The following is a 12,741-nucleotide window of genomic DNA, read 5'->3' as shown; positions in this document are numbered from 1 at the left end:
TTTCCTCCTGAAAATTTTGCCATTTCCAGTTCCAACTTTACGGATTGTCGTCATTTGGGGAATAGGGACATTCCCGTATTCTTCTTCTCTGTCACCCGTAATGTCATCTACTTCATGAGGGTGGCAGTGGAATGAAAAAGCCCAGGTCATCAGCCCGGGCTTGAGAATGCTTGAACACTGGCAGCCAACACTGTCGGACTAGTTCGCGGGGCTGTATTCCGGTTGCTCTCTCAATTCTTCCTCGGTCATGGGAACATAAACACGCAGTTCGTCTTCCGCATCCTGATGGATCTCGACTTCATCAATGTCGATGGCAACGCTGTGTGCGCCCAATCCGAATAAGCCGCCAACATTAACGACCACACGCTCAATAATGCCTTCCTGGGTGACGAGAACTTCGTCCACATTCCCCAGGTTTTGGTGATTTGGGTCAAAAACATCGGCATTGCGAAGATTGTCCGCAGAGACGTGTTCCGGAGAAATCTTGGAATAGCCTTCCAGAGGATCCACCTCGACAGCTCTGAGAGGACGTGCCGGATCGAGGACAACTTCCCGTTCAGGATCATACCTGGGTAGAATATCCCTTTCTTCATTGTTTTGGGCTTGGGTTCGACTGTCCGCTCCTTCCTCCTGGGTCTGGCCGGCGGCGGGACGCTGCTGGTCCTGACTTGCAAATGCCGGGCTCAGGGCCAACAATCCGATCATGATACTGGTCAGCAATGTTTTCATTTTATCCTCCTGGCTGGTGTTCTCGTTGCTTTTCAAGGAAGTTTCGCAACTACTTCGTCGTAATCCGCTCAACGCTTCAGACCTGCCGCTGAATCTGCTTCATGCAGTGGATCAAGTTCTGTAGGTTGCAGGTAAAAAAAAGCTGTCCGGGCCTCTGATTGCTCGATGCCCGGACAGCTTCATGGATGCCGTACGAGGGCAATCCATTGATACTAGTTGTTTTCTTGGAATTCAGGCTTGTTTCGCAGTTCTTCCTCGGTCATATCGATATAAACCCGAAGATCGTCGTCATTGTCCTTATGGATGTCGATTTCATCGAAATCCAGGGCCACGCTGCGGGCGCCCATTCCAAGGAAGCCGCCGACATCAACGACCACTTTTTCAATCTCGCCTTCCTGGGTGACCAGGACTTTTTCAATGCTGCCCACATTCTCATCCTGAGCATCATAGACATCGGCATTTTGCAGATCATTTACGGAAATCAGATCAGGGGAAACACGATCATAACCCTCACGAGGCTGGACTTCCGTTCTTCTCTCACCGGGCTGGTGCATGCGATCCTGCTGCATTTGATCATGCTGCATGCGATCCTGCTGCATTTGATCATGCTGCATACGATCCTGCTGCATTTGATCCTGTTGCATCTGATGCTGGGTGCCGGTCTGTCCGTGGCCGTAACCGCTGTCGCCCTGCTGAGCCGCAATTGCCGGGCTCATGGCCAACAATCCAATAATGATGCTTGCAAGTAACGTTTTCATGATGGACCTCCAAGTCTATCTATATTTATGCATCCAGTCGGAAAATTCCGTGCGGATGCACAGCCTGGTCGAGCAAACTCGACCAGGCTTGTTGGTGATGGAAAATAGTTGTGTTACCAGTTACGCTGCGTGTCATCTCTCATGAAAGTGCTGGGATAGCGCAAGTCATCCCGATGCCGCTGGGGTACGTTGGAGCGATGCGGATCGGCATCATCGCCAGGGCGCCACTGGTGCGTCCATTCCTGATCCTGCCATCTGCGCTGATCCTGATCGCGCCACTGCTGATCACGCTGCCACTGCTGGTCCTGACCCCACTGCTGATCCTGCTGTCGCTGCCACTGCTGGCGCTGTTGATCCTGATCGCGCCACTGTTGCTCACGCTGCCACTGCTGGTCCTGCTGCCGCTGCCACTGTTGGCGCTGTTGATCCTGGTCGCGCCACTGCTGATCACGCTGCCACTGCTGGTCCTGACCCCACTGCTGGCCGCGCTGCCACTGCTGATCCTGATCGCGCTGCTGGCCGCGCTGCCACTGCTGATCCTGATCGCGCTGCCACTGGCGCTGTTGATCCTGATCAGGGGCGCCGAGAATCTGGGAAGTTGTGGGGCGCTGGCCGCGCTGCCTCTCCTGGTCCTCGTCGCGCTGCCACTGACGCTGGCCGTTGAACCGCTGGTCCTGATCGCGCCACTGCTGCTCACGCTGTCTCTGTTGGTCCCACCGACGATCCCTATCAGCTGGATCTCCTGGCCGCCACAAACGCTGCTCCTGGTCACGCTGCCACTGCTGGCCACGCTGCCATTGCTGATCCTGGTCTTGATCACGCCACTGCTGCTGACGCTGCCACTGCTGGTCCTGGTCACGCTGCCACTGACGCTGTTGATCTTGATCGCGCTGCCACTGTTGGCGCTGCTGCCATTGCTGATCCTGGTCCTGATCACGCCACTGCTGGCCACGCTGCCATTGCTGATCCTGGTCCTGATCACGCCACTGCTGCTGACGCTGCCACTGCTGGTCCTGGTCACGCTGCCACTGACGCTGTTGATCTTGATCGCGCTGCCACTGCTGGCGCTGCTGCCATTGCTGGTCCTGGTCCTGATCACGCCACTGCTGCTGACGCTGCCATTGCTGGTCCTGGTCACGCTGCCACTGCTGGCGCTGTTGATCCTGATCACGCTGCCACTGGCGCTGTTGATCCTGGTCACGCTGCCACTGCTGGCGCTGCTGATCCTGGTCTCTATCCCTGTTCTGGTTGTTATTGTTGCGATCGCGTTCCTGATTCTGCTGACGCTGCCATTGCTGCTGGCGCTGCTGATCCTGGTCCTGGTCACGCTGCCACTGGCGCTGTTGGTCCTGGTCCCTGTCTTGATTGTTGTCGTTTTGATCCTGAGGCTGCAGCTGCCGCTGGCGCTGCTGATACTCGTCAGCAGTGCGCGAATGTTCCAGCGTGCCTTCTCTTTGCCGTTGCTGCTGTCGATTCGTGTCCCGCTCCCCATTTCTTTCCTGATCCGTTCTTTCTTGTTGGATCTGGATTTGAGTGCGAGTTTCCTCATCATTTTGATCTTGCGCAAAAGCGGGATTCAGAGCCAGGAGGCCGATGATGATGCTTGCTAACAATGTACGCATGGAAAATCTCCTATTAAGTTTTAGAAGGTTGAATTTAGCCGGATTGGACGATTGGGATCAGAAGGTCATGGATAATTGCTGCTCATGATCCACCTCCTGGGATTAGGATGTTGAAATTTCCGCGACCATCCTTGGTTGGGTACATCTTTTGGCGGCCCCTGGTGCAGGATTGTTCAACCCCACGGATGCCGCAGAAAAACAACAGGTTCCTGTTCACAATTAGGATATGGATTGTGGATAAACGTTCGGCTTTCCGTTGTTCAGCCGAAGGTGTTTCCGGCTGAACAAGCCGCGCTGCCGCAATCCCCGCCTTCGTTAGGTATTAAGATTATGATTTCGGCCTGCTTTGAATATGGGGAGTACTCCGTATTTGGCATCCACTCCCTACCTAATTGAATGCTACGAATTCAGGCAGTACCAGAAAATATGACTGATTATGAATGGTTTAGACAACTATTCATTTGTTTAGTTTGATTTGGCTGAATATGTTTCTTAATAAACAATAATTTTCGATCATTGCTGCATCTATTTTATATAGATGAACAAATTACAATATCTTATTAAATTTCAAGAAAATGCCGCGGCATCTCTAATCGTCCATGTCAAGTTGTGCCTATGATCTCAGTATGTTGCGTGGGCAGATATTTGGCATGGAAATTGAGGCGGTTAAGAACTTTCAAGGAGGGTGCTGACTGGATGTCGAGGAAATTGCGCCAAATACGTACTGAAATGTTGCGAACTCACGGAAGAAAGATTTCGACCGTAAAGCCAAGACAGCCGGGTCAGTTGCAGAGTCAAGCAGGATCGAACAATTCAAACAGAAAGGTGGAGGGAGTAATGGTTGGAAGAAAATGGTTGATGATATTGATGGGGCTGTTGTTCTCCATATTCATGATGAACCAGGCCTTGGCCGACAGGACGGCAGGGGAGATACTCGATGATTCCGTCATTACCACCAAGGTCAATGCCCTTCTGTTTGAAGACGATTTTGTGAGTGGGCTGGACGTCTCCGTGAACACTTATGCAGGAGAGGTCACTCTCACAGGCGGTGTCGAGAACGTGGATCAAAAGCAACGAGCGGAAGAAATTGCGCGTTCCGTGGACGGCGTCGTCGGCGTGAACAATCTGCTCAATATTAGCGATCAATAGCCAGCAATACTTCTGAAGGCTTGCCGATCGCATCTCACCCACAACATCACATGGATAGGCAACTATGATGTGATTCAAGGAGGTTGACATGCTAGGCTGGACGATTGTTTTCCTGATTATCGCCATCATTGCCGGTATTCTCGGATTTTCCGGAATCGCGGGCACTTCCGCATGGATTGCTCAAGTATTGTTTGTGATTTTTCTGATCCTGTTGATCATCAGCTTCTTTTTTGGAGGAACGCGGGCGCCTGCCGCGGAGGTAGGTTATCTTGTTCCATATGTGTTTCTTTCATGACTTTGCAAAATCATCCGTAATTATTCAGCACATACCGCCAGCGTATGTGCTGAGGTAATTACGTTTTCCTGAGCGTGAGGTGCTGGACTTTGCACAACAAACCTGAAACATAGGAAGGGATCCCGTGAGAGTAGAAGTCGGCGGTTTTTTCGGACTGATCATTTTCATTCTCTGCATCTGGGCCATCATCCGGACCATTCAGAGCAATGCGTCCACCGGGGCAAAAGTGTTCTGGACGGTCATCATTCTCATCTTTCCGGTAGTCGGACTCATCATCTGGTATTTCGCGGGGCCTCGCCCGGTCCGGAATCACCCTGTACGAAGATGATTGGCGCAGAGGGGTCATCGTGCTGATGCCGTCCGTGATTTGAAAGATTGTTCGGAGGCGGCAACTGCTCAACATTGGAAAAATTCATATTTGACTGACTTGGAGAAAGTGTGGTCGAGACATGTCAGCCGGTGGAAGCCTGAATCCAGTGTCGAAGGATGGCCATACATCAGATTTGCTGATGATTACCGGATGCGAATGCTTTAGGTCGATGCGACCCCACGATGACAACGAGGAGCAGACATGAAGAGTGACAAATGGTTTTTCAACCAAAGGCTATGCTGGACGGTTCTGATCGCGTACGCGATTTTTGCGTTGATCCCCAACAATGCCGAGGCGTTCCTGGCCCAGAGCCGGTTTTCATCCGGAGAACTCATCTCCGAGCGAAGTGCATGTATCGGATCCATTCAGGCTGCCTTGGAACACAAGATCGTTGCGCAAAGATTGGCGGACTTCGGGCTGACCAAGGATGAAGTGCTGGCCAAACTGGACGGCATGAGCGACGAACAGCTGCATCAACTGGCCGGCCTTTCCCATGACGTCGGCGGCGGCGACGCCATCGGCACGGTAATCGGCCTTCTGGTCATCGTTATCCTGGTCATTGTCATTCTGAAACTCAGTGATCGACGCATCGTCATTCAATAAAGTCCTTCTCTTCCTTCTCTTTGCCTTTGCTCTGAGCGGGCAGGGATGCGGCTCGCATTCAGGAAAACAGCTTCTGCCGGAGCTTCCGGAAGAGGCTGTTTTCCTGGATGTGCCATTTGTTCCCCAGTCCCGGAAAAACGACTGCGGTCCCGCGGCCCTGGCATCCGTTCTGATGTTTCTTGGTCATAATCCCATATTGGACGAAATCACCCGAGATGTTTTCACGCCGGCCCTGGGCAGAACCCTGCTGCCGGACATGGAAAACCATGCCCGGGGTCTTGGTTTCAGCACCCAGGCCGGCAGAGGCGACCTGGAACTGCTCAAGGAGCGGATCAACTCCGGCAATCCGGTGATTCTTTTGCTGGAAATGGGCAGAGGCGTTGTGAGCAGGGGGCATTACGTCGTTGTTTTCGGTCATGCCCGGGACGGATTCCTGATGCACGCCGGAGAATGGGCAAATGTCCTGATGCCCGCGGACGAACTTGTTTCTCGTTGGGCGGGGATGAACAACCTCTATCTTGTGGTGGAGTAGGGGGAGAATGGCTTTTCGTGCGGAGTTTACCTTGCTGAAGGTTCTGTGTTTCTTGGCGGCGCTCAGCCTGATGTCCTGTTCCATGCCCCGGATAGTGCTGCTCAGCGACCCCCTGAACGCTCAGGAATACAACGACCTCGGGGTTTCCTACGAGGCTTCCGGAGAAATGGCCTTGGCCCTTGAAGCCTATGCGTCCGCCGCGAAGAAAGACCGTGGCTGGGAACAGCCCCTGATCAATCTTGGCAACGTCCATGCCGCCCTGGAGAATTGGCTGGCCGCGGAGACGAGTTATCGTCAGGCCTTGAGGAGAAATCCGGAAAACCCCGAAGCGATGAACAATTTGGCTTATGTCCTGCTCAAGCAGAACGATATTGCCGGAGCATTGCGGTGGTCAGGGCTGGCTTTGGATGCCGAACCGGCCAATCCATTCTTCAAAAGCACCAGAGCCATGGTTTTCGCGGCAAAAGGCGACATGGACCTGGCAATGGAACTCCTGGAATCCGCTTTACATGGCCTTTCCGTCAATGATCCGCTCCATCACGACATCCGCCTTTTGCAACAACGCCTCCATTTCTCAACCCAGGAATGATGATCGGCCGGGCAGGTCGGCTGTGTTTTATCCCTTCATCGTAACTTATGAAAAAATACTGCTTTTTGTGTCCTGATTCAGGAATGATGTTACTGGGCTTGTTCCGGGCTGTTCCATATTGACCTGATTTGTTATGAGAGTTACCAAAAAATGGTAGATGTGAAAACGCTGATTCGCTGTGGATTGTTTATTCCATGGGGAGCTGGAACAAGCAGGGACGAGGGAAACCGATCACGCATATTTCCGGGAGTCGTTGATGCAGATTTCCTTTGCCAGGTTCATTCCACCGGAAGTCGGGACACTTGTTGTCCGGCAGAGGCTTTTTGACTCTCTCGACGAAGCCTCGTCCCGGCCCATCACCTGGATTTCCGCCCCCCCGGGTTCAGGAAAAACCCTTCTTGTCGCCAGCTATGTGCTCGAGCGGAAGCAACCTCTGATTTGGTATCAGCTGGATGAATCCGATATTGAGCCCGCCGTATTTTTATCCCGTCTGGCTCAAGCCTCCTCATCCGTTTTGGCCGATGAACATCTGAATCTGCCTGCCTTGCACCCCCTCCAGGCCAAGGATCTTTCATCCTTTACCGATCATTTTTTCAAGCAGCTTGCCCAGCGCCTTCCTGAAAACTGCTTTCTGGTGCTGGACAATTATCAGGCTGAAATGGACACCAGGGAGCACAAACGCATCCTGGAGACCATTGCGGTTCTGCCGGGAAGATGCAGAGCGCTGATCACCTCCCGCAATCTGGCTCCGCGGCATACCGTGCGCATGCTGGTGGAACGAAGAATGAGCGTCCTCGATTGGCATGATCTGCGGTTTACCCTGGAAGAGAGCAAGTCCCTGCTTGGACCGGAAAGGTTTTCCGATGAGGTGTATGACCTGCTTCTGGAAAAAACGGACGGCTGGGCAGCAGGACTCGTACTGCTCGGTGAAAGTCTGCGTCGCGGGGGGAGCATTGTCGGGGCTTCTCCATGGATGCCCATGCGGGATGTTTTTGATTACCTTGATGTGGAACTGTTCGATAAGCTGACCCCTGAACTGCGTGATTTCCTGGTCAGGACGTCCTTTCTGCGAACAATGACCCCAGACATGGCCAAGGCAATATCCGGCTCCGATCATGCCGAAGCCATCCTGATGCAGCTGTTTCAAAACAACCGCTTCACCTATCGGCGCGCCTCTCCCCATTATGAATTCGAGTATCACCCGCTGTTCACGCTGTATCTGCAATCCATCGCCGAGAATACGTATTCCGCTGAAGAACTGAATGCCCTGCGCTGCTTGGCCGCTGAAATTCTGGAGTCGGCCGGCCGGATCATGGATGCCGCTGAATTGTGGCTGGCGGCAGACGTCACGCAACGCCTGGAACGGCTGATCCTTGCTCATGCCGAACAGTTGTCCCGTCAGGGGCATTTTCCGACCCTGGAAAAATGGATCACCGGCCTTCCAGCCGATGCGCTGGAACGAGAACCCTGGCTTGTCTACTGGCTGGGAGTATGTCGCCAGATCGAAGATCCGGCCCAGAGTCGAAACTTTTTTCGAAAAGCCTTTGAAATGTTTCGGGAGCGCCGGGACGAGAATGGCGTCCTGGCCTCCTGGTGCGGCGCGGTGGACACCTTCATCTACGACTGGAGCGAATTCCTTTCCCTGGGGGAATGGATTTCCCTGCTGGAATCATTGTTGGAGGCGGGACTGGATATACCTTCCACGGACCTCGGGGGCCGGACGGCCTCCTGCATGGTCGCTGCCCTGGTTTATCAGCATCCGTATCAATCGCGAAAGATCCAGCAATGGCTGGAATTGGCCTTGCGGCAAAACTCCCTGTGTTCCGCCGGATACATCCATCTGCATTCCGGCTTCCATGCCGCCTATCACTCCATGTGGGTGGGCGATCTTATCCGGCTTCGGCTTATCAACGACAATATTCAACAGATGGTCCGCAATCCGGATGTACCCATGGTCCATGTGCTGAATGCGAAGTGCATGGAAGCCATGGTCCTCAATCTCTGTCATGCCCGGGGGGATCAGGCCCTGAAGGTGGTGAAGGAGAGCTTGCAGCTGGCCCGACGGCACAACCTCGACGCCTGGAACACGATGCTCTACGGACAGGGCGTGTTTGCAGCCCTGACCATGGGCGACGTGGACGAAGCTGACAAACATCTGACGCAAATGGAGCGAAACACGTCCCGATCGAAGCGTTTTGCCCGGGGGCAGTATCATTATACGGCCGCCTCCTACCATCTGTACCGGGAAAACTTCCTGCTGGCGGCGATGGATGCCGGAAAGGCCCTGGCCATCGCCGAGGAGACTGGCGCCCGGTTCGCGTATCCCTACTTTGCCTTGTCCAAGGCCCAGACCTGCCATGAGACCGGAGAACGTGACGAACGGGACCGACTCATGGAGGGCCTGGAAGCCTTCATTGCCGATTCAGGGAGCAGGTTGCTGGAGTATATGTGGCTGTTATGTGCCGCGCACTTTGCCCTGGATCAGGAAAAAATGGACAATTCGCTGCAGCTTTTGGGTAGGGGATTCAACCTGGGGCGCCGGGAGGGTTACATAAACATGTACGGGCAGTGGCGACCGAAATTGGTTGCCCGGTTGTGCACGGTTGCCTTGCAAAACAATATAGAGACGGAATACGTCAAGCTGTTGATTCGCCGGCGAAACCTGTTTCCCGAATCTCCACCCATGGATATTTCCGACTGGCCCTGGCTGTTTCGAATCCATACGTTGGGTCGATTCGCGTTGATCCGGGAAGGCGAGGTGGTCCATTTTTCCGGCAAGTTGCAGCGTCGCCCCCTGGATATGTTGAAGATTCTTTCCTCCAACGACCAAAACGGCGCCAACGAGGAGGAACTGTGCGACCTGCTTTGGCCGGACTCGGATGGGGACCGGGCTCACAGCGCCCTGACCACCACTGCTTCCCGGTTGCGAGGCCTTCTGGGCTGCCACGAAAGCATTGTTGTCTGCAATGCCCGCGTCAGCCTCAATGCCAGACTCTGCTGGGTGGACGCCTGGGCGTTCATGCAATTGTGCAGACAGATCGCAAAGCTGGAGCAGGAATTCGGCGCAGCCTGCACCAAGCCGTTGCGCAACGGGGATGCCGCCCGACTGTTTTTATTGGCGCAACAGGCCCTGGACCTGTATCAAGGCCACTTCCTGCCGGATGACCTGGCTCTCTCCTGGACCATACCGGTACGGGAGCGTCTGCGCGGCAAGTTTTACGATCTTGTCGCCACCATCGGGGACGTCCTGGAATTATCCGAAAATTGGAGTTCGGCCCGAAGCGTTTATCTGCAGGCCCTGGAGGTGGACGATCTCCATGAAGACATCAATGGGCGCGCGGTCCGCTGCGCCCACCTTCTGGGCCGGCCCGGCGAGGCGCGAAACCTGTTGCGTCGCTACCGGGAACGATTGAAAACCGAGTTGGGCCTGAACGTCTCGCCCGAAATTCAATTACTGGTCCGCAAACTCGGTATTGACGACACTCCGGACAGTGCTCGATGACAACCGGGTTCCGACCGGTGTCGCCTTCACCATATATCTTCCGACTGTTTCCCCCAATCGTTCGTCCTTCTCACCGCCCCCCGGTTATCAACTCCTGAAATCTGTTCAGCGCAATACGTGACCTATCCGTGACCAGTCTTCCATGAAACTATGATCGAGTTTCAGATGGAAACCCCTCATCAGTGCTTCAGAGTCTTGTGATTCTTCCGGAAGCACTCTTTTGCGCCATCCCCTCAAAAATTGTCTGTTGTCCACGAAACCGCTTTGATCATGCTCTCTCCCGGCATTATCAGCTCCGCTTCCGAAAGGAGAACGGTCATGCGCAAGGTACCCCTTAACAGGCTGCTTAAACCGTTCCAGGTCTGCTACCGGCATGGCCTTTGGGATCAATACGCCCGATTGGTGGAAGATTACGGCGCTGTCTGGCTGCTGGATCTGCATTTGCACCGGCTGGCAATGCACGTCATGCCGCTGCTGCATGTGAACAAGGGATTCGTGGGAACGGCCCGAGTACGTTTTCTCCTTGATGTCGTTCAAGGGGCGGCGGACCAGGAGAAGCTGTCGGCGTATCACCGGAAATTTCATGAAGCCGGGGATGCGCTGTATGCAACCGCGGCCATCGATATGGGCGTGTCCCAAATCTGGAGCTGCGGAAACTCCCTTCAGCGCCTGGAAAACTGGAAACGGCTCGCAGACAAGACACTGGAATTTGCTGAGATATCTTATCCGGCAGCTGCCGGCTTATGGCTTCAAAAAGCATTCATCGCGCTGCTGGGCGAAGGGGATTTCGAATCCGCGTTGCATTGCGCGAAGTTCGCCAAAAATCAGGCCGCTCACGGCGGCTCCTCATCCCTGATGCTCAGAACGGCTTGGATATCCGGGATGCCCCTCACTTTTACCGGTGATTTTGGGGCCCTGCGGATTCTTGTCCAGGACGCGCTTCCGCTTTGTGCGACGGATGACGCATCCTTCGGCGCGGTTTCCCAGCTCAAGACCCTGGCCGGGCTGCTGAACTACTTCGAGGGGAGATGTTTTGAGGCGGAGGAAATATTTCGCGAGATACTGGCCCATCCCATGGCGGAGCATCTTCCCGTTTCCGCCCGTCTGCTGATCTCCGGTCCCCTGCTGATGACGGTCTCCGGACTGGGGAAAAAGGATGAGGTTGATGAACTTGCCCATGAACTCCGCCAACAGGCAATTGCGCAACACAATTATTATTTTTGTTCATGCGCCCACTACTGTCTCGGCGTCTCCGAACTGGCGCTCGGGAAACCTTATGATGCACTGCTGCACGGGAAAGAAGGCATGGAGCAGGGCACTCTCAGTGACGGCCCACTCCCGGCGAGTCAGTGCGCCCTCGTGGCTGCCCAGGCATTGGTGGATCTGGAGAGAATGGATGAAGCGGAATCATTTCTTCTCCACTGGATCACCCATTGGCGTGAAACCGGGTTTCAATATTTCGCCGCCTGCGGCGCCATGGAAATGGCCCGGCTGCGGTTGTGCAAGGGCGATTTGGAGCGGGCCGGGGAGTTCCATGACCTGGGCATGAGCCTCACAACCAATGGCCGGAACCTGCGCGTGGTGAACAGGCCACCGGAGTTTATGCAGAACTTGCGCAAGGAGCTGCAGCCCAGGGAAAGCTCGTCCTGCTCCTGGGGGGATGCGAATCATGTGGTTGTCCGCGTTCAAACCCTGGGTGATTTCGTGATGACCGTAGGCGATCATGTTTTGTATGATCGAAAATGGCGCGGCGAGAGAACGAAGCTGCTCCTCAAAGCCCTGATCGTGCACGGCGGCACCAAGGTTTCCATGGAAGTGCTCGTGGATCTGCTCTGGCCGGACAAGGATGGAGACATGGCCGCGAACAACCTCAAGGTGGCAATTTCCCGACTTCGCAAGCTTGTGAACAAGGTAGCGGAAGATCAGGTGAATTGGCTGATCGTTACGGACAGTCGCGTTTCACTGGTCAAGAGGCTGTGTCATGTGGATTGCCTCAGTTTTCGGGAAATGTTGCAAGCTGCGTTGCATGCGGAATGCGACGTCGATGATCTGGCCGGAATTCTGGACAAATATACGGGCGATTTCATTCCGGCCGACGCGACCGGGCAATGGATTGACGAGTATCGGCAACGACTCCGCAAGGAATATGTCCGGGGGGTTGTTTTTCTGGCTCAACGCTGTCTGCGGGTGGGAGAATCGGAAAAAGCCCTGGAGTATCTTCTCCGGGTTCAAGACATGTCCATGATCAATGAGCAGATCTTTGCCCTGCTCATGCAGACGTATCTGAACATGGGGTATCCTTCGGATGCCCTGGCGGTTTTTCGACAGGCCCGTTTCCGCCTGAAAAAGGATTACGACGTCCTGCCCGGAACCACCCTGTTGTCTTTGGCCCGTCAGGCACGGGAAGCCGTTTGACGGCAGTCGACCCACCAAGGCGCCACCGTCTATACCTCCCTCATAACCACACTGCCCGTCTTTCCCACAAAAACCACGAAAGTCTCCTCAAACCTTTCGGTTTCAAGCAGTTGTTACCGAACCTGTTACCTTGCGGATACTGGTCTATCTATAGGATCAAGTCCAATTGGGAATGGA

General features: G+C 54.4%; 11 protein-coding genes. 9 read left to right on the top strand and 2 right to left on the bottom strand.

The window, feature by feature from the left end:
• Positions 1-198: 198 nt before the first annotated feature.
• Positions 199-729, bottom strand: a complete 531-nt coding sequence (locus ACYQ15_RS05605) for a PRC-barrel domain-containing protein (protein WP_459936542.1) — start codon at positions 727-729, stop codon at positions 199-201.
• Positions 730-941: 212 nt separating this feature from the next.
• A complete protein-coding gene (locus tag ACYQ15_RS05600; RefSeq protein WP_459936541.1) occupies positions 942-1,487 on the bottom strand; it encodes a PRC-barrel domain-containing protein in 546 nt (181 codons plus the stop codon).
• A 197-nt stretch (positions 1,488-1,684) separates the two neighbouring features.
• Here ACYQ15_RS05600 and ACYQ15_RS05595 point away from each other — a divergent pair, with 197 nt between their 5' ends.
• From ACYQ15_RS05595 to ACYQ15_RS05555, 9 genes are all read left to right on the top strand, one after another.
• Positions 1,685-3,097: a hypothetical protein gene (locus tag ACYQ15_RS05595; protein WP_459936540.1), complete on the top strand. Its 1,413-nt coding sequence runs from the start codon at positions 1,685-1,687 to the stop codon at positions 3,095-3,097.
• Between the two features lie 849 nt (positions 3,098-3,946).
• The gene (locus ACYQ15_RS05590; RefSeq protein ID WP_459936539.1) at positions 3,947-4,258 is read left to right on the top strand and encodes a BON domain-containing protein; all 312 of its coding nucleotides are present in this window, start codon (positions 3,947-3,949) and stop codon (positions 4,256-4,258) included.
• An 88-nt stretch (positions 4,259-4,346) separates the two neighbouring features.
• On the top strand, positions 4,347-4,553 hold the full coding sequence (locus ACYQ15_RS05585) for a DUF1328 domain-containing protein (protein WP_459936538.1): 207 nt from the start codon (positions 4,347-4,349) through the stop codon (positions 4,551-4,553).
• 124 nt (positions 4,554-4,677) lie between these two features.
• Positions 4,678-4,881 (top strand): PLD nuclease N-terminal domain-containing protein, encoded by a 204-nt coding sequence (locus ACYQ15_RS05580; RefSeq protein WP_459936537.1) that lies wholly within the window; start codon positions 4,678-4,680, stop codon positions 4,879-4,881.
• 243 nt (positions 4,882-5,124) lie between these two features.
• Positions 5,125-5,526, top strand: a complete 402-nt coding sequence (locus ACYQ15_RS05575) for a PA2779 family protein (RefSeq protein ID WP_459936536.1) — start codon at positions 5,125-5,127, stop codon at positions 5,524-5,526.
• Positions 5,501-6,058 carry a cysteine peptidase family C39 domain-containing protein gene (locus tag ACYQ15_RS05570; RefSeq protein ID WP_459936535.1) on the top strand — a complete coding sequence of 186 codons (558 nt, stop codon included), beginning with the start codon at positions 5,501-5,503 and terminating at the stop codon, positions 6,056-6,058. Before ACYQ15_RS05575 ends, ACYQ15_RS05570 begins: the two co-directional genes overlap by 26 nt.
• Positions 6,059-6,065: 7 nt before the next feature.
• On the top strand, positions 6,066-6,647 hold the full coding sequence (locus ACYQ15_RS05565; RefSeq protein ID WP_459936534.1) for a tetratricopeptide repeat protein: 582 nt from the start codon (positions 6,066-6,068) through the stop codon (positions 6,645-6,647).
• A gap of 256 nt (positions 6,648-6,903) precedes the next feature.
• Positions 6,904-10,149: an AfsR/SARP family transcriptional regulator gene (locus ACYQ15_RS05560; RefSeq protein ID WP_459936533.1), complete on the top strand. Its 3,246-nt coding sequence runs from the start codon at positions 6,904-6,906 to the stop codon at positions 10,147-10,149.
• A gap of 318 nt (positions 10,150-10,467) precedes the next feature.
• Positions 10,468-12,564, top strand: coding sequence for an AfsR/SARP family transcriptional regulator (locus ACYQ15_RS05555; RefSeq protein WP_459936532.1), 2,097 nt, complete (start codon positions 10,468-10,470; stop codon positions 12,562-12,564).
• Positions 12,565-12,741 lie beyond the last annotated feature (177 nt).

Source organism: Desulfonatronum parangueonense (assembly GCF_054656975.1).
The sequence above is the reverse complement of the archived record's forward strand: the minus strand, read 5'-3'. Positions and strand labels throughout refer to the sequence as shown.